Source organism: Corynebacterium sp. ACRQJ (assembly GCF_022346045.1).
GTDB lineage: Bacteria > Actinomycetota > Actinomycetes > Mycobacteriales > Mycobacteriaceae > Corynebacterium > Corynebacterium evansiae.
Map to the genome: position 1 here is coordinate 51,173 of NZ_JAKRMT010000011.1, position 24,305 is coordinate 75,477.

General features: G+C 63.3%; 16 protein-coding genes. 6 read left to right on the forward strand and 10 right to left on the reverse strand.

Features of this window, described 5'->3' with window-relative positions; translation table 11 throughout:
- Nucleotides 1-91 precede the first annotated feature (91 nt).
- Nucleotides 92-5,146: a polyketide synthase Pks13 gene (pks13, locus tag MHX52_RS07220; protein ID WP_239317395.1), complete on the forward strand. Its 5,055-nt coding sequence runs from the start codon at nucleotides 92-94 to the stop codon at nucleotides 5,144-5,146.
- Nucleotides 5,147-5,221: 75 nt separating this feature from the next.
- A complete protein-coding gene (locus MHX52_RS07225) occupies nucleotides 5,222-6,814 on the forward strand; it encodes an acyl-CoA carboxylase subunit beta (RefSeq protein WP_034984417.1) in 1,593 nt (530 codons plus the stop codon).
- A gap of 8 nt (nucleotides 6,815-6,822) precedes the next feature.
- On the opposite strand, the gene MHX52_RS07230 is transcribed toward MHX52_RS07225, so the two are convergent.
- The 4 genes from MHX52_RS07230 to MHX52_RS07245 form a co-directional block, all read right to left on the reverse strand.
- A complete protein-coding gene (locus tag MHX52_RS07230; RefSeq protein ID WP_070488402.1) occupies nucleotides 6,823-7,560 on the reverse strand; it encodes a hypothetical protein in 738 nt (245 codons plus the stop codon).
- Nucleotides 7,544-8,110 carry a DUF6114 domain-containing protein gene (locus tag MHX52_RS07235; RefSeq protein WP_239317398.1) on the reverse strand — a complete coding sequence of 189 codons (567 nt, stop codon included), beginning with the start codon at nucleotides 8,108-8,110 and terminating at the stop codon, nucleotides 7,544-7,546. The genes MHX52_RS07230 and MHX52_RS07235 overlap by 17 nt, the downstream gene beginning before the upstream one ends.
- Nucleotides 8,097-8,666 carry a DUF6230 family protein gene (locus MHX52_RS07240; RefSeq protein ID WP_070488458.1) on the reverse strand — a complete coding sequence of 190 codons (570 nt, stop codon included), beginning with the start codon at nucleotides 8,664-8,666 and terminating at the stop codon, nucleotides 8,097-8,099. The genes MHX52_RS07235 and MHX52_RS07240 overlap by 14 nt, the downstream gene beginning before the upstream one ends.
- A gap of 159 nt (nucleotides 8,667-8,825) precedes the next feature.
- Nucleotides 8,826-10,058, reverse strand: coding sequence for an MFS transporter (locus MHX52_RS07245; RefSeq protein WP_239317401.1), 1,233 nt, complete (start codon nucleotides 10,056-10,058; stop codon nucleotides 8,826-8,828).
- Nucleotides 10,059-10,241: 183 nt separating this feature from the next.
- On the opposite strand from MHX52_RS07245, the gene MHX52_RS07250 reads away from it, so the two are divergent.
- Nucleotides 10,242-11,150 carry a LysR family transcriptional regulator gene (locus MHX52_RS07250; protein WP_239317404.1) on the forward strand — a complete coding sequence of 303 codons (909 nt, stop codon included), beginning with the start codon at nucleotides 10,242-10,244 and terminating at the stop codon, nucleotides 11,148-11,150.
- A gap of 10 nt (nucleotides 11,151-11,160) precedes the next feature.
- Here MHX52_RS07250 and MHX52_RS07255 read toward each other — a convergent pair whose 3' ends face one another.
- From MHX52_RS07255 to trmB, 5 genes are all read right to left on the reverse strand, one after another.
- Nucleotides 11,161-13,263 carry a PhoX family phosphatase gene (locus MHX52_RS07255; RefSeq protein ID WP_034968513.1) on the reverse strand — a complete coding sequence of 701 codons (2,103 nt, stop codon included), beginning with the start codon at nucleotides 13,261-13,263 and terminating at the stop codon, nucleotides 11,161-11,163.
- 142 nt (nucleotides 13,264-13,405) lie between these two features.
- Nucleotides 13,406-13,891, reverse strand: coding sequence for a DUF3054 domain-containing protein (locus MHX52_RS07260; RefSeq protein ID WP_239317408.1), 486 nt, complete (start codon nucleotides 13,889-13,891; stop codon nucleotides 13,406-13,408).
- Between the two features lie 39 nt (nucleotides 13,892-13,930).
- Nucleotides 13,931-15,001 (reverse strand): TIGR00374 family protein, encoded by a 1,071-nt coding sequence (locus MHX52_RS07265; protein ID WP_070488394.1) that lies wholly within the window; start codon nucleotides 14,999-15,001, stop codon nucleotides 13,931-13,933.
- Entirely contained in the window at nucleotides 15,001-17,364 is a 2,364-nt protein-coding gene (locus MHX52_RS07270) for an MMPL family transporter (RefSeq protein WP_239317411.1), read from the reverse strand. Before MHX52_RS07270 ends, MHX52_RS07265 begins: the two co-directional genes overlap by 1 nt.
- Nucleotides 17,365-17,451: 87 nt before the next feature.
- Nucleotides 17,452-18,216, reverse strand: coding sequence for a tRNA (guanosine(46)-N7)-methyltransferase TrmB (trmB, locus tag MHX52_RS07275; RefSeq protein WP_035005821.1), 765 nt, complete (start codon nucleotides 18,214-18,216; stop codon nucleotides 17,452-17,454).
- A gap of 52 nt (nucleotides 18,217-18,268) precedes the next feature.
- Between trmB and MHX52_RS07280 the strand changes: the two genes are divergently transcribed.
- The 3 genes from MHX52_RS07280 (at nucleotide 18,269) to MHX52_RS07290 (ending at nucleotide 21,920) form a co-directional block, all read left to right on the forward strand.
- Nucleotides 18,269-19,174: a hypothetical protein gene (locus MHX52_RS07280; protein ID WP_239317414.1), complete on the forward strand. Its 906-nt coding sequence runs from the start codon at nucleotides 18,269-18,271 to the stop codon at nucleotides 19,172-19,174.
- Nucleotides 19,174-19,821 (forward strand): DUF6802 family protein, encoded by a 648-nt coding sequence (locus MHX52_RS07285; RefSeq protein WP_239317417.1) that lies wholly within the window; start codon nucleotides 19,174-19,176, stop codon nucleotides 19,819-19,821. The genes MHX52_RS07280 and MHX52_RS07285 overlap by 1 nt, the downstream gene beginning before the upstream one ends.
- A 278-nt stretch (nucleotides 19,822-20,099) precedes the next feature.
- Complete coding sequence (locus MHX52_RS07290; protein ID WP_239317420.1) at nucleotides 20,100-21,920, forward strand: phosphoenolpyruvate carboxykinase (GTP); 1,821 nt, start codon at nucleotides 20,100-20,102, stop codon at nucleotides 21,918-21,920.
- A 682-nt stretch (nucleotides 21,921-22,602) separates the two neighbouring features.
- Here the strand turns inward: MHX52_RS07290 and MHX52_RS07295 are convergent.
- Nucleotides 22,603-23,850, reverse strand: a complete 1,248-nt coding sequence (locus MHX52_RS07295) for a hypothetical protein (protein WP_239317424.1) — start codon at nucleotides 23,848-23,850, stop codon at nucleotides 22,603-22,605.
- Nucleotides 23,851-24,305: the final 455 nt, after the last annotated feature.

The following is a 24,305-nucleotide window of genomic DNA, read 5'->3' on the forward strand; positions in this document are numbered from 1 at the left end:
AAGCGACCTGGGCGCGTTAAAATATAGCGCTACGGTGACTCACTCACGCCTTCTCTAAGGCATCCCGGCACGAAAGGAAACGCGACCTTCCATGGCAGACAACCAGCAGGGCGCCCCCACGGCTGACCAGCAATCCCGCCCCGCCACGATTCAGCAGATGCGGGAGTGGTTACGCACCTGGGTGGCGAACACCACCGGTTTGGATGCCGCGGAGATCTCCGACGAGCGCTCGATGCAGGACTTCGGCCTGTCTTCCCGCGACGTCGTGGTCCTGTCCGGCGACCTGGAGCGCCTGCTGGGCACCACCCTCGACGCGACGATTGCCTACGAGTTCAACACCATCGCCGCCCTGGCCGAGCACCTGATGCAGGGTCGCGGTTCTGGCGCTGTTTCTGGTAGTGACGCCACCGCCTCCGCCGGAGCGGCGTCCAGCGCAGGTGGCCCGCTTCCACTGGGCCAGCGCGACATTGCTGTGGTTGGCATGGCGGGGCGTTACCCCGGGGCCGACAATGCGGATGAGATGTGGGAGCTGTTCTCCAACTACCGCTCCGGCGTGGGTGAACTGCCAGCGGGACGCTGGTCGGAGTACTCCCGCGACCCGGAGATGACCCGCCGTATGGAGCAGGCCCAGTTGACGGGCGGTTACATCGAGGACATCGCCTCTTTCGACGCGGAATTCTTCGGACTCTCCCCGCTGGAAGCTGCGAACATGGACCCGCAGCAGCGCATCATCCTGCAGCTGACGTGGGAGGCGCTGGAGGATGCGCACATCCCCGCCAACCAGCTGCGCGGCAAGCCCGTTGGCGTGTTTATGGGCAACACCAACAATGACTACGGCATGTTGATCTCCGCCGACCCGGCGGAGGCGCACACCTACGCGCTGACGGGTAACTCCAGCTCCATCATCGCCAACCGCGTTTCCTATGCCTTCGACTTCCGCGGCCCGTCCGTGGCGATGGATACGGCCTGCTCTTCGTCGCTGGTGGCAATTCACCAGGCGGTGCGCTCCCTGCGCGATGGTGATTCTGAGGTCGCTGTGGCGGGTGGCGTCACCCTCCTATGCAGCCCCTTTGCGACGGTGGCGTTTTCCGAACTCGGCGTGCTTAGCCCGACGGGCGGCATTCGTGCCTTCAGCGATGATGCCGACGGCATCGTGCGTTCCGACGGCGCGGGCGTGGTTGTGTTGAAGCGCCTGGAGGATGCGCGCCGCGACGGCGACAACGTGCTGGCCGTGATCAAGGGCTCGGCGGTGAACTCCGATGGCCGTTCGAACGGCCTGACCGCCCCGAATCCGGATGCGCAGGTGGACGTGTTGCGCAGCGCCTACGCCGACGCGCGGATCGATCCGCAGGCCGTGGACTACGTGGAGGCGCACGGCACCGGCACCATCCTGGGTGACCCGATTGAGGCTACGGCGCTGGGTACTGTTCTGGGCCGCCAGCGCGACGTGGCCGAGCCGCTGCTGCTGGGCAGCGCGAAGACGAACTTTGGCCACACCGAGGCTGCCGCAGGTGTCGCGGGCGTGATGAAGGTCGTGCTGGCGATGCGCGAGGGCGTGCTGCCGCCGAGCTTGAACTACACCGGTCCGAACCCGTACATCGATTTCGACCGTGAGCACCTGGAGGTCGTGGAGGATCCGCGCGAATGGCCGGAGTACTCCGGCCGCGCCATCGCCGGCGTGTCCGGTTTCGGCTTCGGTGGCACGAACGCGCACGTGGTCATCGCGGCGCCGGACCTGGAAGAAGAAGCCGCGGCGGGCATCGGGGCGGCCGGCGCAAACTCCGCAGCCCCCATCGGCCTGGACCGCGAGGACTCTGCGGGCGAGGCCCCGCGCGTGCTGCTGCCCGTCAGCGGGCTGCTGCCTTCCCGCCGCCGCCAGGCCGCGGAAACACTGGCCGCGTACCTGGAGCAGAACAAGGAATCCTTCACCAAGGCAGGCGATGAGGCCGACCAACTGCGCGGTGTAGCCCTCGCGTTGGCTGGCCACAACCACGGCCGTTCCCGCGGCGTGGTTTCCGCCGCCACCTTCGACGAAGCCATCGCCGGGTTGCAGCGCATCGCCGCTGGCAAGCAGGGCGCGACGGTGAAGACTGCCGACTCGCCCTCGGCAAATGGTCCGGTATGGGTGTTCTCCGGCTTCGGCTCCCAGCACCGCAAGATGGCCAAGGACCTCTACGAGCTCTCCGAGTTCTTCGCCTCCCGCCTGGACGAGCTGGACCAGGTCGTGCTGGCGGAATCCGGCTGGTCCTTCGTCGAGATGGTGCTGGACGACGAGCAGAACTACGACACGGAGCGCGCCCAGGTGGGCATCACCTGCGTGCAGATTGCGCTGAACGACCTCATGCGTGCCCTGGGGGCCAAGCCCGCCGCCGTCGTCGGCCAGTCCATGGGCGAGATCGCGGCGGCCTACGCCGTGGGCGGCATCACCGCCGAGGAAGCCGTGCGCACCGCCTGCCACCGCGCCCGCCTGATGGGCGAGGGCGAGCGCCTGCTGCCAGAGGACAAGCAGGGCGCCATGGCCGTGGTGGAGTTCGGCGTGGAGGAGCTCGCCACCTTCACCTCCGAGCACCCTGAATACGCCAAGGTGGAGCCCGCCGTGTACGCCGCGCCGGGCATGACCACCGTCGGCGGCCCGGCAGAGCCGGTGCAGAAGCTGGTGGAATACCTGGAGGGCGAGGGCAAGTTCGCCCGCCTGCTGAAGGTCAAGGGCGCGGGCCACACCTCGATGCTGGATCCGATCCTGGGCGAGCTGCACTACGAGATCAGCGACCTGGATCCGCAGCCGATCCACACCCCGCTGTACTCCACCGTGGACCGCGGCCGCGTGTACCAGCCGGGCGAGGTCGTCCACGATGCTGAGTACTTCCTGCGCTGCACCCGCCAGCCCGTTTGGTTCTCCGAGGCGACGGGCAAGCAGTTCGACGATGGCTACCGCACCTTCATCGAGTTCTCCCCGAACCCGGTGGCTCTGATGCCGCTGATGAACAACTCCTTCGCGCACAACGCCAGCGATTCCAAGCTGATGTTCCTGCTCAAGCGCAAGGAGCCGGTTTCCCAGACCCTGCTGTCCACCCTCGCGGAGCTGTACGTGCAGGGCGCGGATCTGAACCTGAAGGCTCTGGCAGGTGGCTCCCGCGCGAGCCTGCCGAAGGTGCCGGGCACGCAGTGGAACCTGCAGCGCCACTGGACGAGCGCCCGCCCGTCTTCCGGCCCTGCCGTGGATCTGCCGGGCACGCGCGTGGATCTGCCCGACGGCCGCGTTGTCTTCAGCGTGCCGGCCGAGGATGTGCCGAGCATCGAGCTGCTGGCCGAAGCTGCGGCGGAGGTGCTGGCCGACGGCGCCACGGTGGCCGCCACCCGCGACCACGCCCCGCTGCCGACGGCGGGCCAGCTGACGACCATCGCCGCCGGTTCCCTCGGCGGCTGGTCCCTGTCCGTCTACGCCGCCGACGCGCCCGGTGCGCAGTCGATGCCACTGGTCGCGGAGGCTTTCGTCGCCACTCTCGGTGGTGCGGTTGGGGCTTTTGGCGCTGGGGGTACTGACGCCGCCTCGGCTCCAGCCACCGCCAAGGCCAGCGAGGCGCCGAATGCTTCCGCCGCTGACGCTTCCACAAAGGAGAGCGCGGGCAACGCGCTGCCCGAGGTTGACGAGTCCGCTGACCGCTGGGATCCGAACTCCGGCGAGTCCGCCGGGGATCGCCTGCGCGCCATCGTCTCCGAATCCATGGGCTACGACATCGAGGATCTGCCGGGCGAGTTGCCGCTGATCGACTTGGGCCTGGATTCCTTGATGGGCATGCGCATCAAGAACCGCGTGGAGTACGACTTCGACCTGCCGCCGCTGCAGGTTCAGGCACTCCGCGATGGCTCGGTGGATGACGTGATCGCGCTCGTGGAGCAGATGATTGCAGAGCGTCACACAAGCGCTGACGGCGCCGATGCTGCCGACGGTGCTGAGGCCGCTGCCGGGGGAGAAGGTGGCGTCACTAAACAAGACGGTAGCGAAGAAGATGGCGCAGAAGACGGTGCTGCGACCGACTACACCGCGACCGGGGGCGGCGTGGCACCGCGAGATGCGAGCGAGCGCCTGGTGTTTGCGACCTGGGCAAAGGTTACCGGCAAGGCCGCCCAGGGCGTGACGAGCCAGCTGCCGAGCATCGATGAGGAGCAGGCGCGGGGCATTGCGGAGCGTCTGTCCGAGCGCTCCGGGGCGGAGGTCAGCGCCGAGGATGTGCTGGCCGCCGAAACCCTCGAGCCGCTGAGCGAGAAGGTGCGCAGCAGCCTCGAAAGCGAAGTCGAGGGCAACATCCGCGTGCTGCGGGCACGCCCCGAAGGCAGCACTCAGCCTGCGGTGTTCCTGTTCCACCCGGCAGGTGGCTCCTCGGTGGTGTACGCGCCACTCATGCGCCGCCTGCCGGAGGACGTGCCGGTCTACGGCGTAGAGCGGCTGGAAGGTGAGCTGGCTGACCGCGCTTCGGCCTACCTCGAGGAGATCATCGAGCTGGCCGACGACCGCCCGATTCTGCTGGGAGGCTGGAGCTTCGGTGGCGCCCTGGCGTACGAAGTTGCCCACCAGCTGGGCAAGCGCGCCGCGGCTGGCGAAACGAGCGCGGAGGTCGAGCGCATCGTACTGCTGGACACCGTGCAGCCGAAGAACCCCGCCCCGGATACGAAGGAAGAAATGCACGCGCGGTGGGATCGCTACGCGGCATTCGCGCAGAAGACCTACGGCCTGCCGCTAGAGGTTCCGCACGAGCTGCTGGACCAGCAGGGCGAGAGTGTGATGATGCAGATGTTCCAGCAGTTCCTGACCTCCCCGGAGGCCAAGGGAATGGGCCTGCCCGCGGGCGTGCTGGAACACCAGCGAGCCAGCTTCGTGGATAACCGCATCCTGGAATCCCTGGACTTCTGGGCCTGGGCGGACGTGAAGGCGCCGGTCACGCTGTTCCGCGCGGAGCGGATGCACGACGGCGCGATCGAGCTGGAACCGGCCTACGCCGAGGTGGCTCCGGACGGTGGCTGGGGCGAGATCGTCGAGGACCTGGAGATCGTCCAGCTGCGCGGCGACCACCTGGCTATTGTGGACGAGCCAGAGATCTCTAAAGTGGGACGTGTGATCGCCAAGCACATTGCGGATGGCGCCTAGCTGAAACACACACGGCCACTAAATAGATAGCCCCTTAGGAGAAGGGGTTTGTCGAAAAACGAAGGGACTTTCACTGTGACTGCTGCCGATGAGGGAGCAACCGCCGCCAACGGCACCGAAGCCACCGGCGCTACCGCCGAGAAGTTGGCGGAGCTGCACCGGAGGTTGGAACAGGCGCAGGACCCGGGGTCCGAAAAGGCCAAGGCCAGGCGCGACGAAGCCGGGCTGACCACGCCCCGCCAGCGCATCGACGCGTTGCTGGACGAGGGAACGTTCGTGGAGATCGGCGCGCTGGGACGCACCCCCGGCGAGGAGGACGCCCCCTACGGCGACGGCGTGGTCACCGGCTACGGCCGGGTCGGTGGCCGCACCGTGGCAGTGTACGCCCACGATAAGACGGTGTATGGCGGCTCGGTAGGCGAGACCTTCGGTAAGAAGGTCTGCGAGGTCATGGACATGGCCATCCGCATCGGCTGCCCAGTCATCGGCATTAACGATTCCGGCGGCGCCCGCATTCAGGATGCAGTGATGTCCCTGGCGATGTACTCCGAGATCTCCCGCCGCCAGCTGCCGCTGAGCGGCCAGTCCCCGCAGATCTCCATCCTGCTCGGCCCGTCCGCCGGCGGTGCCGTGTACGCCCCCGTGACCACCGACTTTGTGGTGGCAGTCGAAGGCCGCACGCAGATGTTCGTGACGGGCCCGGCGGTTATCGAATCGGTGACGGGCGAGAAGATTTCGATGGAAGAGCTCGGTGGGGCGCGTCAGCAAGCCCGCAACGGCAACGTCTCCTACGTCGCAACCAGCGAGGAAGACGCTTTCAACTACGTCAAGGACCTGCTGGACTTCCTACCTTCCAGCTCTTTCGACGAGACCCCGGAGTTCTGGGCGCCGAACGACGAGCTCACCGAACGCGACTTCGAGCTGAACGACATCATCCCGGACGATCCGAACGCGGGCTACGACATCATGGAGGTGCTCACCCGTATCTTCGACGACGACAACGTGCTGGAGGTGCAGGGCGACTACGGCTCCAACGTCGTCACTGCCTTCGCCCGCATCGACGGCCATGCGGTGGGCGTGGTGGCCAACCAGCCGATGGAGCTAGCCGGTTGCCTGGACGCCGACGCTGCGGATAAGGCCGCCCGCTTTATCCGTATTTGTGACGCCTACAACGTCCCCCTCGTCTGGGTCGTGGATACACCCGGGTACATGCCCGGCGTGGAGCAGGAAAAGGCCGGCCTGATCCACCGCGGAGCAAAGCTGGGCTTTGCCACTGTGGAGGCGACGGTGCCGAAGGTGACCGTGGTCGTGCGAAAGGCCTTCGGCGGTGGCTATGCCGTAATGGGCTCGAAGAACCTGGGCGCGGACATCAACCTGGTGTGGCCGACTGCGCAGATCGCCGTGATGGGTGCGGAGGCCGCCGTGGTGATGATGCAGGGCAAGGCCCTGGCCGCCATGCCGGAGGAGCAGCGCCCGGCGGCGAAGAAGATGTTCATGGACTTCTACAATGCGAACATGACCAGCCCCTATGTGGCGGCCGAGCGCGGCTACGTGGACTCCGTCATCACCCCGGACCAGACGCGCATCCGCTTGCGCCAGGCGATGCGACAGCTGCGCAACAAGCAGGTGGTGGATACTCCGAAGAAGCACACCATCATGCCGATGTAGCCGACTGCCTAGAGGCCGATATTGGTTCCTGCAGGCAGCTTCAGAGTGTCGGCCTTCACGAAATAGGTGTGCATCGTGCCGTTCGTCATCTCCAAGTGATCGGAGAGCGCGTCCGGCGTGCCAAGACCGATCTTCTTAGCGGCTTCCTGCAGCTCCTTCGGCGCCATGTTCGCGTCGATAGGCAGCGGGATCAGCGGCAGCCCGGCCACGCGCGGCGTGACCTCCAGTGAGCTCACCACGATGTGGAAGTTACCGGTTAGCGTGGTGGTCTGCCCTGGTCCGGTCCGCTGCCAGATGCCACCTTCCGGGCCTGCTCCCGGGGTGGGGAACTGCACGGACAGGTTCGTCAGAACGGCCTTGTCGGCATCGATGCGCAGCGCCGGCTTCGGGCCTTGCGGAGTGGACTGTTGAATCAGCGACATTTTCACGTGCCCAAGCAGGCGCGTGTTATCCGCCTTGATGATGTACGTGCCCTGCTGGATCGGCTTTTCGCCCTCGATTGGCCCCGGCGGGGTGAGGTCCATCCGCAGGTTCTCTGGCACCTCGGGCGCTGGCGGCGGTGGTGGCAAATCCGGCAGCGGCGGCGGCGACAAATCCGGCAGCGGCGGCGGAGGCGGAAGCTGCAGCTGCGCCTCGGCGCTCGGCGTGGTCTCGACAGCCAGCGCCGCCACCAGCCCGCACATCGACGCAGCTGCGACGACTGCCTTCGCGGCGCTGAAGCTGCCGCGTTTACGCTGCTTGCTCATCTACCTTCCTTTTCTTGCCCTTCTTCTTGACGCCCTTAGGCGCCCTTTCTTCATCCGTCCACGACAGCGCCAGGGCTCCGCCGATCACGGCGCACAGGGTGCCCAGAACGAAGCCGCCGATATTCGACATGGGCAGAGCCACGATGCCAAGGATCAGGGAGGCCACGCCCGTGAGCAGGCGTGTGTCGGGCTTGAACCACGTCATCAGCGCCGATGTGATCAACAAGGCGCCAATCAGCAGCGTGGATACGCCGGAGATCGTGGATACCTGGATGACGATGTTTGATACCTCGAAGGACAGGTATGCCGGGACGATCATGATGATGCCCGACAGCAGCATGAAAAGCCCTGCTGCAAATGGGCGCTGGCGGCGCCAGTTGCCGAAGCCGCGGGTGTTCTTGATCGCGGGAACGTCCTGCTCCTCGACCTCTTGATATGCGGTGCCTTGTATCTCTGTGCCTTGGTTGGCATCGGCCTCTAGGTCTGACTGCAGGTCGTCATCCAGGTCTGGGTCGTAGTTGGGATCCGTGCCGGAGTTAGCACTCGGCATTGTCGTTATCCACAATCGCGATCTTGCTGCCGCCCGCGGTCATCTTGTCCGCCGACAGAGAGCTCGCCTCGATGCCCTGGCCCTTCGCAGTCAGGGAATCGGCAACGATTCCCCAGGCGCCATCCGGGGCGTCCTTGTCGACCTTGCCCGCATTAATGCCGATCTGCGGTTTGACCAGAGTCAGGTCGCCCGTTAGCTTGCGGGCGCCGATCAGCATGTTCTCCGCGGAGAAGTTCTGTCCGGGAACGGTCATTTGGAACTTCTTATCCCCAACGCCCGGAATCTTGATCGGTGCCGTCATACAGACGTCGGTCACCTTGGCATCCTTGATGCGCAGGCGGGAGATCGCCTGGTCGCCATTGTGCATTTTGTCGACGTCGGTGAAGAGGTCGAAGCCCTTACCGTCCAGCTCGGCGACATGCATGTTGAAGATCGTGCCGGAGAGTGCCAGGTGAGCCGACACGCCGCCTTGGGCGACTGCGACGCCCATGCCTGCGGTGGCCAGCAATCCCACGCCGAGGATTGATGCGAAACGTAGTTTGCGAGTATGTCCCATGCGAGTGATCTTAAACACACTTTTGGGCAAGTGGGAGGTTTTTATCTAAAAAGATCTGATAGTTCTAATAATTTTTCTCGCAAACTCGAGAGTGCACGAGTTATTCGCTCAAGAGTTAAGAGACTACTGAAAGGGTGCGGGTTGGAGCTAGGGGCGTCATTAAGAAACGGTCTTATCGCGCCGCATGGCGGCGAAGGCGGTGACGAGGGCGATGAGAGTCAACAGCATCAACCACCCGATGAACAAGCCCCAGCCGTGAGCGAAGAAGTAGCCGGAGACCCAGCCGATGAGGGAGGAGCCGAGGTAGTAGCTCAAGATGTACAAACTAGAAGCCTCGGCGCGATCCTGCTGGGCGACCTCGCCGACCCACGCGCTGGCGATCGAGTGAGCGGGGAAGAAGGTTGCGGTGAAGATCAGAACTGCCACCAGCGTGGTGGGGACGGTCGGGATGAAGGCCAGCAAGAGGCCCGCAAGAGCCATGGCGATGCAGGCAACCACGACCTTCGCCTGGCCATAGCGGTTCACCAACTTGCCCGTGCGCGTGGAGGTCCACGTACCCGACAGGTAGATGACGAAAACCAACGCGGCCAGGGATTCCGGCAGGCCGAAGGTATTAATCAGCCGGAAGGTCATGTAGTTGTACATGGAAACGAAGCTGCCCATCAGAAGGAAAGGCAGTAGGAAGAGCTTCAGCAGGATCGGGTCGCGGAGGTGGTTGGCGAAAGCCTGCACCTCATGGGACAGGGTGATCTTCTTTGGGGTGAAGAAGCGTTGCTTCGGCAACACCCAGGTAGTCACAAGCGCCATCGAGAACGCGAAGAGTGCGCTGAGCAGGGTGGCTATGCGCCAGTCCGTGAACTCTAGCGCGATGCCCGGGATCAGCCTGCCGATCAGGCCGCCCAGCGAGTTGCCCGCAATATAGAACCCCATGATGCGGGGAAGGTAGCTGCGGTCGATCTCCTCGGAGAGGAAAGCCATGGTTACAGCTGGGACGCCCGCCACCGCGAAGCCCTGCAGCAGGCGCAGCGCGATGATCGACTGGATCGAGGGTAGGGCGACCAAGGCGATGGAAAGGAGGGTGGCTGCCAAGACAGATGCCTGGATCACGCGGCGGCGGCCGAAGCGCTCGGAAACCACGCTGAGCGGAATGACCATGAAAGCCAGGCCGCCCGTGGTGGCGGAGACGGTCAGTGCGGCCAGTGAGGGCGAAATGCCGAAGTCTTCCGACAGTGCCGGAAGGACAGCCTGGGTGGCGTACAGAGCGTTGTACGAAGCCAGGCCTGAACACAAGGAGGCGATAAGTGCCATCTTGTAGCCCTTATCCTCCGGGGTGAGGGGGCGAACGTCTGTGGTGTTCGCAGTGTCTGCAGTGTCTGCGAGGGTGTCCGTCACCGATGAAGGTCCTTCCTGCGAGTCTGGGCGGTTCTCTAGCGGCGCATGTTCACAATCGATGTGTCTAGTGTGACGCAACCAGTATCAATTCACTAAATGCAATAAATAGCTTTAGTTGTCCCGGCTAGCGCATATGCTGAAGTGTGGGCGTCGATAAGAAGGGCAAGAAGGAAGGTACAGAGCGTGAAAGACCTAACGTGGCTCCTGGACCTGGCTGAAACCCAGAACATGGTGGATACGTCGCTGCGCCTGGGGATCAGTCAGTCGGCGCTTTCGCGGAGGCTATCGGCGCTGGAAAGAGAGCTCGGTGCGGAGCTGTTCGACCGCAACGGCAGGCACCTCGCCCTCAACGAATGCGGAGCCGCGCTGGCCAGGTATGCCCGCGAGGCCGACGAAGCGTGGCAGCGGGGAGTCGACGAGGTACACCGGCTGATGGATCCGGAGCGGGGAACCGTGCGCGTGGACTTCATGCACTCGCTGGGAACGTGGATGGTGCCGCAGCTGCTGCGGGAGTTCAGAAACGCGCACCCGCAGGTGAAGTTCGAGCTGGTGCAAGGCGCCGCACGGCCACTGACGGACCGTGTAATTGCGGGGGAATCCGACGTGGCGATGGTGGGGCCGAAGCCCCATGCGCTGGTGGAGGCTGGCGAAGTGCGATGGCAGCAGCTGGCCACCCAGAGGCTGGCAATGGCGGTGCCGACGAACCACCGCTGGGCGGGGCGCACAAGCATCAGCATCACAGAGGCCGCGGACGAGCCCTTCGTGGCCATGCTGCCGGGGTACGGAACCCGTATGCTGTTGGACGATCTGGCGGCCGCGGCGGGCTTCCGGCCACGCCTGGTATTTGAGTCGATGGAGCTGACCACGATGGCGGGACTGGTAAGCGCCGGACTGGGCGTGGCCCTGCTGCCGATGGGGGACCCGAATCTGGTGGTCGCAGGCATAGAAATGCTCCCCCTCGAGGAAGACCGCGAGAGGGAGCTGGGAATGGTCTGGAGCGCACGGGCTCGGTCGGCGCCCGCCGCCGAGGCGTTCCGCGCGTTCGTTGTGGACCAGGCGGTCCGGCGCGACGGCAGGCTGCGCTTCGGCTAGGCGCTGATCCTTAAGCGCCGATGGTGCCGAAGTCGTCCTTCCAGGCAACCACGGTGGCCGGGCGGGCGATGGAATCGCCGCCATCCGGCCAGTGGGAGGTAGAGGTCTTGACGGTGGCCTCTTCGTCCTCACCCGGGTGCTGAACGTTGACGATCACGCGCTTGTCGAAGACCAGCGGGCCACAGGTCTCGGCGCCAGCCGGGACAGTCAGGAACTGCTTGGTCAGGCCGCGGGTCTCGCCCTCCAGGGCGACAGCGAATAGGCCGTCATTGGACTCCAGGGCGTTGCCGTCGGTGGAAACCCACAGGTTGCCGAAGGAGTCGAAGGTGACGTTGTCCGGGCAGGAGATCGGGGAGACCTTGGACTTGTCGAAGCCGCCGAAGTAGGTCTCGGCCTCGTCCGGGTCACCACACACCAGCAGCAGGTTCCACTTGAGTTCCTCGCCGGTGAAGTCGTCCTCGATCTCGAGAACCATGCCGTTCTTGTTCTCCTTGATCGGGGCGTACTCCTTGACCTCTTCGTAGTCCTTGCCCTCTTCCTGCACGCCGCGGTACTTGTTGTTGGTCATCGCAGCGTAGATCTTGCCGGTGGTCGGGTGCGGCTCGACATCCTCCGGGCGGTCCATCTTGGTAGCGCCGACCTTGTCGCCAGCCTCACGGGTGTAGATGATGACCTCTTCAGCGGACATGCCGTCGACGTGCGACTCGGCGGAGCCGTCCTCCTTGACGGTAACCAGCTTGATCCACTTGCCGGTGCCGTCGCACTCCTCGCCCTTTGGCGGGTTCTCCGGGTCGAAGTCCTTGTTGTTGCCCTCGAAGGTGGCAACGTATAGGGTGCCCTCGTCCAGGATCTTCATGTTCTCTTCGCGATCCTTGTCGGTGTTGCCGCTGCGGATCTTGCGGGAGGAGACGAACTTGTAGATGTACTCGAAGCGGGAGTCGTCGCCGGAGTACGCAACCACGGTGCCGTCGTTGGTGACGTGGATGTTGGAGCCCTCGTGCTTGAAGCGGCCCAGAGCAGTGTGCTTCACCGGGGTGGACTTCGGATCCCACGGGTTTACCTCAACCACGTAGTTGAAGCGGTTCGGCTCGTTGGGCTCCTTGGTCACGTCGAAGCGGTCGTAGTGCTTCTCCCACTGACGAGCGGTCTTGGCATCCTCGATGCCGTAGCGGCTCAGGCGCTCGCGGACCTTCTCGTCCTTAACGTTCTCGCCACCAGCGAAGTACTGGTCAACGTTCTCCTCGCCGGAGAGGATGGTGCCCCACGGGGTCACGCCACCGGAGCAGTTGTTGAAGGTTCCCTTGACGATCTTGCCTTCCTTGTCGTCAGAGGTCTTCACCAGCTTGTGGCCAACAATCGGGCCACGCAGCTCGAACTCGGTGTTGCCGGTCAGGCGACGGTTGTACTTGCCCATGACAGGCTTGAGCTTGCCGTCCTTGTCGTTGCCCTCAACCTCGACGATGGACATGCCGTGGTTGGCCAGCTCGATGTCCACGTGCTCCTTGGAGGGGTTCTCCAGGTCGTAGTCCGGGATCATCTGCTGCGGGGTGGTGTACTCGTGGTTAGAGACCAGCAGGAAGCGGTTGTCCTCGCCCTCGATCGGCAGCAGTGCCGCGAAGTCGCAGTTGAAGCCGTACTGCTTAGCGGCCTGCTCCGCGGTCTGGTTGTCTACGTCGAACTCCTCGGCGCCTTCCTCGACCGGGTCGCCCCAGCGGATAACAACCTCGGACTTGTAGCCGGCCGGAACAACAACCTCGTCCTTGGTGTTCGGCTCGACCATTTCGAACTTCAGGCCGTCCGGAGCGTCTGCGCTGTTGCCGGAACCGCCATTGTTCTCGCCGTTGCTGCCCTTAGCGCTGTTGCCCTCACCGTTGTCGTCGCTGCAAGCTGCCAGGAAGGAAGCGCCGCCAACGGTGACCATGGCGGCACCACCGGCGCGCAGTGCGGTGCGGCGCGAGAAGGTGCCCTGGATCAGGTCCATGAAGTAGTTGTTGTCGGACTTGTTGTTCACCGGCTTGGAGCAAGCGTCGCCGCACTTGTACACGCAGGTGCGGTGGGAACGGCTGGACGTGAAGTCCATCTTCTTCAGCAGGTTGCGACCCTTAAGGCCCATGGGGATCTCTCCTCAGTGTTCGTCAGTGTTTGTCAGTCTTCGTCAGTAGCTAACTGCAGATGGCTTACAAGACCTTAAGCAACGCGAACGAACCTGACGTAGCGCGAAGATGTACGTCAGGTTAATTAAGCTGAAATGTGCTTCACTTGCCGAACATTCGGCCCATGCGCTTCATACGCGACAGTCTGCGCAGCCGCCCGAGGCGGAACATTCCGCGCCAACCGAACAGCAACAGGCCACTCATCACGGTGGCAACGATCATGAAAGACCAGTGCGGCACCTCTCCGTGGCGCACGCCCCAGATCCCCAGACCGGCGATCACGTTGACGACCCACACCAGAGCACCGGTGGAGAACTCGAAACCGCTGAAGCCCGTCCCCTTGGCGCCACCCGGTCGAACCACGCCGATCCACAGCAGAGCCCAGGCGATCGCCACACCGATGAGGAAAGGCCAGGAGGTATCCAGCCAGCCGCCGAAGCTCAGCGGCATCTCCGGAGTGTTGTGCGCAATGCGCGCCAGCAGCGCAAACAGCAGGACGGCGATCACGTCGAAAAACAGCGCAACCCCCGGCGATCGCTGGGTGGTGCCGGGGGTGTCTCCAGTGGAGGTGCTATCGAGGTTGCTCATGCCCCTAATCTTACTGTGCCTAGTTGGCCTAGTTGAGCCTTAGCGTGCCCTGCCGACGGGTTCTTCCTGCTTTTCTTCTTGACGCCCCGTCTCCGCCGCTGCATCGTCAGCATTGCCTTTGGGGTTGACCATCTTGGTAGCGAAGAAGACGATCCAGCCAACCAACGCGAGGCCGACGAAGCTGAGCATGCGGAAGACGATGACGGCTCCGAATGCCTGGACGGAGGTCAGGGTGCCGAACCCGACCAGGGCACTGGTCAGTGCAACATCCACCGGCCCAAGTCCGCCGGGGGTGACCTGCGCTTGCCCCACCAGCTTGGCGGTGAGGAAGGCCAGCACCACGCCCGCGATGGGTGGGGTGGCGCCGATGGCGTAGATGCAGGCCAGCAGGCAGAGGATCTCGAAAACCCAGTTGCCCAGGCTGGCGGCGATTGCGGCGGCGAGCTTGGTCAGCGGCAGTTCCACGGCCGACAGCTGGCGGGAGAACCCGCGGACGCTGTCGGTGAAGCGGTCGACGGGCTTGCCGCGGCGGGCGTTGAAAGTCCGCAGTCGGTTGACTAGCCAACGCTCCACCTTGTCCCGGTTCTTTGCCACCCAGTTGGTGAGAATCGCCAGCGCGACGAGGGCGACCAGGGACATGGCCAACGTCAAGGGCTTCACTGTCAGCCCCAGAAAGAAGACTGCGCCGATGGCCAGGATCGCCATGCCGCCGCCAGCCAGCGCGCCGGAGAGCAGCATGTACCAGCTGGCAATGACGGGAGTGGCTCCCCACTTGAGCTGCTCGCGGAAGATCATGGCTGCCGACAGTGCGGGCCCGCCGGGGAAAGTCGAGGACCAGGCGTTAGCTGCCAGCCCTAGCGAATTGGCGCTGATGCGCTTCACCTTCACCCCGGCGCTGCGCAGCAGCACCACCATCACCTCGGCCTGCGCGACCATAGAGGCAGCGAGAGCCAGGATGGCCAGACCGATCCAGCGCTTGTCGGCGTGGGCCAGCTCGCGCCAGCCGTCGCCGATGAAGTGCAGGTGCTCCCGGGCGAGGAAGGCGATGATGGCAATCAGCGCCAGGCAGAGCAGAGTCCTGACTTCTGTGCGCCGCCACAATTCACGCATTAGCGCTCGCCCCCGCCGTCGGCCTGGGTATCGGCCTCGCTGTTGGCTCGGCCGTCGGCATTCTCGCGGCTTTCTTCGACACGCCGCATCAGCTCCGCGAAAGGCAGGTTCCGCTGACGTGCGGGAGCCTCACCGGGGTGCTGGGCGGGCACGGGGGCGATGGCGTCCACACCAGAAAGTTCCGCAACCGTCACCCGCGACGAACGGGCAGCAGGCGCTGGTTCGTGCGGCGAGGATTCCAGCTGCTCGTTGTGCCCAACCTTCTCCGATAGGCGCTTGACCCACTTTGGCGCCCACCAGTTGTCGGTGCCCAGCAGGTGCATGACGGACGGAACGAGGAGCATGCGGATGATTGTGGCGTCGAGGAGTAGAGCGATGACCATGCCGAAGGCGATGTACTTCATCATCACGATCGAGGAGAACCCGAAGGCACCGCAGACCACGATCATGATCAGCGCGGCGGCGGTGATGATGCTGCCGGTGGTGGCCGTGCCGAAGCGGATCGCCTGATCCGTCGACGCGCCACGGGCGCGGGCCTCCACCATGCGGGAGACCAGGAACACCTCATAGTCGGTCGAGAGGCCGAAGACGATGGCGATGATCAGCACCAGCACCGGGGAAGTCAGCGGCCCGGCGGTGAAGTTGAACATGTCCGCGCCGTGGCCGTCGACGAAGATCAACGTCAGCAGGCCGAGGGTTGCGCCGGTGCCCAGGATGTTCATGATCACGGCCTTGGCTGGAATGATCAGCGAGCCGAAGATCATGGCCATTAGCACGAAGCTGACCAGCACGATATACAGCAACATCCACGGCAGTTTCTCGAACAGCGCGTCGATGGACTCGACCTCCAGGGCCGGGGTGCCGGCGACGTACACGTTGGCGCCGTCGACGTTGATGTCCTCCAGAGCATTGACGATGCGGTCGTTATCATCGCGGTCTGCAATGCCGGTGGACAGCACCGTCACGTCGTCCTTCGTGGGGCGCGAGACCTGGAACGGAGCCGTCAGCCCCGGAACCGCGTTGGCCTCCTTGTAGACCGCAGCCACGGTCTTGGAATCGCCCTCGATGACCAGCTTGATCGGGTCGGTGCGGAACTGCGGGAACTTCTCGGTGAACTCCTCCTGGTTCACGCGCGTCTGGTTCGACGGCGGCAGGTAGGTCTCGTTCATGCCACCCAGCTTGATGCCCGCAATCGGCACCGCCATCAGCAGCATGCCGCCGACGATCACGACCGTAAATAGCTTCGAGTGGCGCATGGCAAAGGCCGGGATGCGGCCCCAAATGCCTTCGACCTGCTCGGAGCGGCGACGGGTCCGCTTCTTCTTAAACGACCACTTGTCGATGTTCGGCCCCAGCATCGCGAAGATACTCGGCAGCACAGCTACGGACAGCAGCGCGGCCAGACCCACAGCGGAGATCGCGCCGAAGGCCACGGACTTCAGGAAGGCCTGCGGGAAGATGAACAACCCGGACAGCGCCACGGCCACCATCGCAGCGGAGAAAACCACAGTCTTGCCCGCGGTGGCGGTGGTGTTGCGCACAGCGGTGCGAGTGTCATGGCCCTCCGCCATCTCCTCGCGGAAGCGGGAGACCATGAACAGGCCGTAGTCGATGGCCAGGCCCAGGCCCAGCAGCGTGACCACGGACTGCGCGAACACGTTGATCTGCGTGAAGCTAGCCAGGATCGCCAGTACACCCATGGAGCCCAAGATCGACAGGCCGCCCACCAGCAGCGGCATAAACGCGGCGATCAGTCCGCCGAAAACGATCAGCAGCAGCAGGCCCACGGCGGGCAGTGCGTATATCTCGGCACGGTGAATGTCGCCGGCCATGCCCTCGTCCAGGGAGTCCGAAACCGCCGTGGCACCGGCGATCTTCACATCCACGCCCGGGGCGCTGATAGCCCGCAGGTCGTCCTCGATCTTGCGGAAGTTAATCAGCACATCGTCTTCGATGCCCTGCAGCCCGATGGAGGCGAAGGCCGCGGTGCCGTCCGGGTTGGCCATGGCCGCCGGGCCGCGGTTGAAGTAGCTGGTCACACCCCCGATCTCGTCGGGGTGATCCTTGCGCAGCTGCTCGATCTGCTGGGTGATGGACTGCTTGACCTCGTCCGAGGTTGCAGACCCCGGCTTATCGCCGGTGACCATCAGGATGACATCCCCGTTGGCGTCACGACCAAAAACCTCTTGCTCGATCTGCGCAGCCTTCGTGGACTGCGAGTTCGGGTCGTCCCACCCCTCCTGGCTCATCCGGTCGGCCAGTTTCAGCCCGGCGACGACATACAGCACCAGGATCGCCGCGATGATCACCAAAGGGATCAGCCGGCGGAACCGGTAGGCGACATCGCCCCAAGAGCTAAACAACGTGAGTGGTCCTTTCTATAACGCCAGAATTCCCTCTAGTCTACGAAGCCGACCAGGGCGAACAGCAAATTTTCCGGGGTGTGTTAGCTATTTCTTCCGCCACAGGTACTCGCGGATGATGTGTTCCTTGTCCAGGCCCTTGCCCTCAAACTTGGTGATCACCTGGCGATCCGTCAGCTGCGGAATGTCCGACTGGTCCTCGGGCCAGCCCAGGTATTCCAGCTGCTCCTCGACCTCTACCAGTTCGTCGATCCACTCTGCGTAGTCCGCGTGGTCGGTGGCGATGTGCAGAATGCCGCCCGGCTTGAGGCGGGAGGCGATCAGGTGCAGCGTGCCGGATTGCACGATGCGCCGCTTGTGGTGGCGGGCCTTGGGCCACGGGTCCGGGAAGTAGATGCGCACGCCGGATAGCGACTCTGGCGCGAACATGCGCTGCAGAACCTCCACGCCGTCGCCGCGGATCATGCGCACATTGTGAATGTCGCCGCGCACCACGGAACCCAGCAGCTTGGCCAGTCCGGGGCGGTAGAGCTCGACGGCGACGATGTTCTTTTCCGCCTCCAGCGGCGCCATCGCGGCGGTCGAGGTGCCCGTTCCGGAGCCAATTTCCACAATTGTTTCGGCATCGCGGCCGAACCATTCGGGCAGGCCAATGACCTCGTCGGCGAGGACTTTGCCCAGCTTAGGCCAGTGTTCGTTCCACAGGGCCTCCTGGTTGTCGGTCAGGGTGCCGCGCCGGAAGCTAAAGTTTCCCAGTCGCGGATAGTCGCGACCATCGTTAAACTCTGTCTGTAGTGGGCGGCCTGGGGGAAGGCTGCCTGGCGTGTTATCGGAATTATTCATCCAGACCATTCTTGCAGATGGCCTGCGGAATGTCTTAAGCCAAGTGGGGGAGCTAACAAAGATGTTGAAGACCATTTCGGTCATTGGCCCGGATGCGCGCGTGGTCGCCGAGTGCGCCGCGCAGTTGCGCACGCGGGTGGAAGCTAAGGCAAGTGCAAGCACGGCGGGGGAGCGCTTCGAGGTTGTGGAGGGTGCTGGCCCGGAGCGACATCCCGATGTTGTTGTTGCGGCGGTGGGGCACGCCACCGCGGAGGATCGCGAGGTCGCCCGGGCCGTCGCGCAGGCTATGGGTGTGGTGTTGCTCTGGCCCTTTGGTAGTGACGCCCCCTCGTCTGAATGGGCCGACACCCCAGGCTGGGTCTGGTGCGAGGATGCGGACGAGGTGTGCGAGTGGATCCGGGAGCTGTGCGTGGATGTAAACGAGTGGGAGGTGCAGGCGCGCCGGGCGGATGCCGAACGGCTGGACCGGGTGCGCATCGCCACGCGGCTGAGCGCGACCCGGATCGCCCAGGAGGTGCTGGAGGATGCCGGCGCTGACAGGTTCGAGTATCTGCACGCTGTCTTCATGGCGCGGCTGCGCTTGGCGGTGCTGGAGCAGGGCGTGGTCTTCCCCGCGCTCCCAGAGGCGCAGGAGGATGCCCCGGCCCGGCCCGCCGCGGCGGTGGGCTCGCGGGCGAGTGTGGTGTTGGCCGCCGCGGCCGGCCTGGCGGCAGGGCTGGGGCTGGGAACGATGGTCGGCAGGCTTTCCGGGCCGGTGGTTGGCGTGATTGTTGGCGTGCTAGTGACTCTGGCGGTGGTGGGGGCGCGGCTGGTCATGCTGCGCTCCGAGGCGCTGAAAGCCCGCGCGGCAAAGGAAGACGCAGTACTTAGACAGCATTGGTCGGCAGTGGTGACGGAGGTGGTTGCCCGGTTGGAGATCCCGCCGGTGGCGCCCCGCATCCGCAGCCTGGCGATGGAGGCGAACTAATGGGTGACCTAATGGATATGGGCATGTTTGACTTCCCAGATGACGGGATCACACCGCAGAACCCTCTGGCAGATCTGATCGGCGCCCACGAGTTGCACGAGCTGCACGGCGGCGCGCCGGGCAACCCGGGCAGCCTGGGAGGCCTGGGCGGCCTCGGCGGCGGGCTCGGCAGCGGCCTGACCGTCGAGTACGGCGGCCGCGAATACTACGTGGACGAACTCAACTCTCACGATCCCAACGCCCACGACCCCAATCGGGCACCCGGCCAGCGCGGTGGCGCCCACTCAGGTGCCTACCCGGAAAGCTGCTCGGAAAGCCACTCTGGCGCCAGCCCGGGGAGCAACTCGAGCGCCGACCCAGGCGCCGACCCGGGCGCCCGCGCGTGGTACGGCAGCGGAGGCGTGGAAGAGTCCGTCACCATCGCCGACGACCAGGGAATGAGCATCCTCAGCGATACGGATGGCGACGGCAAAGTGGACTACGTCTCCTCAGTTTCCTACGACGGACAATGGTCAGCCTGGCGGTGGATAGAGACCGGTGAGGCCGAAGGGGCGTCACAAAGAAAGAACGACGATACCCCCGATCCGGGGAAGGGGCGATGGCAAACCGACGCCTGGAAATGCGTTGATCGGGGGGAATGGGGTTAGTCGGGGTGTGACGTACAACCACTGGCCACGGAACCAAACCACGGCCCCGGCGCTTCACGATAGTCTGGGGGTGGAAGGGATACCTGTGTCTTTGCACAGGCCCGGATAATTACAGATCACAGCTATATTGAATGCCCAAAAACCGCAGGATTTAGTAGAGTTAATAATGAATACAACCGGGTTTGAACTGGAAGTTTAAACCGACGGTCGGCTATTGAATGTTTGTGCATATTTGGCCGGGCCGGGTTGTGGGACACAAACACGTAGGGAGAAAATCGATGACCATTCGAGGGCTTGTCGGCGAGGCGCCCACCAAGAACCAGGAAATGCTGAACTGGATCGAGGAGGCCGTGGAGCTCTTCCAGCCAGAATCAGTCGTGTTCTGTGACGGCTCCGAGGAGGAGTGGAACCAGCTGGCAGAGCAGCTGGTCGAGCACGGCACACTGATCAAGCTGGACGAAAAGGCACAGCCGAACTCCTTCCTGGCGCGCTCCAACCCGTCTGACGTTGCGCGCGTGGAATCCCGCACCTTCATCTGCTCCAAGACTGAGGAAGACGCCGGCCCCACCAACAACTGGATGGACCCGGAGCAGATGCGTGCCGAGATGCGCGAGCACTTCTCCGGCTCCATGAAGGGCCGCCGCATGTACATCGTGCCTTTCTGCATGGGCCCGATTACCGACCCGTCCCCGAAGCTGGGCATCGAAATCACCGACTCCCCGTACGTGGTTATGTCCATGCGCATCATGACCCGCATGGGTAAGGAAGCCCTGGACAAGATCGGCGAGAACGGCGAGTTCGTGAAGGGCCTGCACTCCGTGGGCGCTCCGCTGGAGCCGGGTCAGGAAGACTCCACCTGGCCGTGCAACGACACGAAGTACATCACCCACTTCCCGGAGGATCGCGAGATCTGGTCCTACGGCTCCGGCTACGGCGGCAACGCCATCCTGGCTAAGAAGTGCTACGCGCTGCGCATCGCCTCCGCCATGGGGCGCGACGAGGGCTGGATGGCAGAGCACATGCTGATCCTGAAGCTGATCAGCCCGGAGGACAAGGCCTACTACATCTGTGCTGCCTTCCCGTCCGCGTGCGGCAAGACCAACCTGGCCATGATCCAGCCGACCATCCCGGGCTGGCGGGCAGAGGTCGTCGGCGACGACATCGCATGGCTGCACTTCGGTGAGGATGGTCGCCTGTACGCCGTGAACCCGGAGAACGGCTTCTTCGGCGTGGCACCGGGCACCAACTACGCTTCCAACCCGATGGCCATGAAGTCCATGGAGCCGGGCAACACCCTGTACACCAACGTGGCCCTGACCGACGACAACAACGTCTGGTGGGAGTCCAAGGAAGGCGAGCCGCAGCACCTCATCGACTGGCTGGGCAACGAGTGGACCCCGGATTCCGGCAACAAGGCCGCACACCCGAACTCCCGCTACTGCGTGCCGATCGAGCAGTGCCCGGTTGCCGCACCGGAGTTCAACGACCCGAAGGGCGTGCCGGTTTCCGCCATCCTGTTCGGCGGTCGCCGTGCGGACACCGTGCCGCTGGTGACCCAGGCTCGCGACTGGAACCACGCCACCTTCATCGGCGCCACCCTGGCTTCCGGCCAGACCGCCGCTGCTGCGGAGGCTGCCGTTGGCTCCCTGCGCCACGACCCGATGGCCATGCTGCCGTTCATCGGCTACAACGCGGGTGACTACCTGCAGCACTGGATCAACATGGGCAACAAGGGCGGCGACAAGATGCCGGAGGTCTTCCTGGTGAACTGGTTCCGCCGTGGCGAGGACGGCCGCTTCCTGTGGCCGGGCTTCGGCGAGAACTCCCGCGTGCTGAAGTGGATCATCGACCGCATCGAGGGCCGCGTGGAGGCCGACGAGACTGTTGTTGGCTACACCGCTCGCTTCGAGGACATCGACACCGATGGCCTGAAGGAGACCGAGGAGGACATCCGCGAGGCTCTGGCTGTGAACCCGGCTGACTGGGAGCGTGACCTGGCCGACAACGAGGAATGGCTGAAGTTCCTGGGTCCGAAGGTTCCGTCCGAGGTCTGGGACGAGTTCAAGGGCCTGAAGGAGCGCGTGGAGGCTGCGAAGTAGCTGTTTAGGCGCTGCGCTGCGTAGCGCTGGCAGCCCACGTGTAGCGCTGGCAGCTCGCGTCCGCGAGCGTGCTGGCGCTAGGCGCTGAACTAGGCGCTGAACTAGGCGAGGCGCCGGGAGGGTTTTCCTCCCGGCGCTTTCTTTGTGCCCAGGCCTCTGGGGGCTGTGTTTGTTAAACCGTCCCAGCGCCGTTTCTGCGCGCCGCGCCGCCACTTCCTCCTTCGGCTAACTCCAGGGCTAGGGTTAAATGTCGGAAAAGTTGCAAAACGTAATTCTCGGCGCACACCTCTGGTTGAAGAAAACGCTCTGACCAGGCATTTTATGTAGATGAAAAATGTACCCAATAACGTTTTGCAACTTTTCCGACATTTAAGCCGAAGTCCCAGCCGACTGGGAGCACGACCAGGCCGACAGCGAGGAACGACTGGAGTTCCAAGGGGCGAAAAACTCGTCCACACGGTATTTGGCAACAATGTTGGTGTTGAAGATTTACGTCATGGTGGCGATGGCTTCGCTGCCGTTAGTGGTTATGTTTACCTGTACAGGTGCGGTGTAATCGTTGTAGATTCCTGCGCGAATAGTGGTGTGGTGCCAAAAGTAGCAAGGGGAAAGACTCAAAGATGGATAGCCGGGAGACTCTTATTTAGTTGAATAAGAAGGCTAAAATCGGTAAGAACCCGTCCTAACCGAAGAACTCCGTCTTGCTAATACTCATAAACGCGCCCTTACCAGTTTTTGCGTTCCAACACGTCATGCCGTTGTATTCCGAGTGGCAGACATGGTCGCCGAAGTAAATGGTCTTGCCGTAGGGCACATCCTCGATTTCTGAACCGCCATCATCGGGAGCGTAAGGCGGCACATCGTCCCTTGGCATGAGTTTCCAGTTCTTGAAATCCACCCACCAGTTTGCACCAACGGTTTTGCTGTATCCGTAGGGTTTCGTATCGCGGTAAGAGGGAATTCCACATCCTGCGAAAGAAGCGTCTACTGCACACTTGATATTTCCGCTTGGTGACTGAAATACCGCCCGGTCGTGCATGTAAGACTCCTTATAGCGCCTTACAACCGTTGCTTCGAGAGCATCCGAAGGAATCGGCCCACCGGCCTTCGCGTAAGCGCCTTCGGGGAGGTCCTTACTCGCGGAGGCTGAGGCGTCGCCATCAGGATTGGGTTTGTTGCCTTCCTTTCTGTCACCCTTCTTCACATAACCCGCAGGCAGATCGGAATTAGGCTTTTTCCCCTTCTTTTTCTTACTTTTATCCTTGCTATTGGAGCTATCGGATTTCGCGGAAGATTCGCCGGATCCGAAGTTAGAGCCAGACTGGTTCTTCTTCAGTCCGTTCGCGTCGTCGGTGACGTACCATTCCAACTCAACCTGCTCAGCTGGAGTGCCCGTGACCTGGCTCCATTCGCTTTTCTCGCCCTCGGTGAGCTGCTTGCCGTCGAAATTGTAATGAATCGTTGGCACTTCCGGGCGCCCGCTTGTGTAAGACCATTCGTAGATTCCGTCGCCCTCGCTGGAAGCCGCTACGTTAGCCCGAGCTGCAGTGGTTCCCGCGCCTGCCACCAGTTCTCTATCCACGGCAAAGGGCTTTCCATCCTGGCCAATTGCAATAAAAGTCACCGGTGAGAAATACTTGCAATCATTCTTGAGCAATAGCTCCGGAACTTCATCATTATTCGCCTCAATCAGTGCATAGGAATAAGTCCCAGTCGGGTGATAATCGTCGCGGTCGGAATAATCGCGTTCGTATTTTTCCGGATCTTTCAAAACATCCTTGTACGCATCGATCGCCTGCTGCGTCGGGTCGGCCTTTGCTTCCGCCTTCTCGCCGCTCTTCGCATCGCCCCTATTTGTACTGCTTGCCGCCGAGTTGTCCTGCGGTTCGTCGCTCGAACAGCTGGTCATTGCTAAAGCCGCTATGGTCATGACGCCCACAGCCCCAACTCGCCACCGACCCCGCTTCGCGTGGACGCCTCCGTGGCCATTGGTTTTCGAGGTGAGATGGGTGAGGGCGGAGCGCAAACGCATGGTGGTCCTTTGCTGGTAGTGAGAATTGCATTAAGTTTCTTAAATAGTACTCACACTTCCGCTATTTCCGCTGGGTTTGGCGCGGTCTGCTAGCGCTTGATATTTGCGCCATGCTGTCAGTAATTGCCGAGTTTCCTGGGGTGCTGTGTAGGTCGGAAAGGGGTGAAGAAAGGACCTAAAGTAGCGATCGGAAGTCTTGCAGGCTTCCTCGGGAGGGGTGGGAGTGGCGGGTGGTTGCGTCCCTTAGTGTGGTGTAACGCTTGCTGATGGTGGGTCCCGGAAAGTAGTGGGCGGCCACCGCCAGTTAGCCTTTCGACTCAACTACCACATCTCACCGAAAGGCCTATGACGAT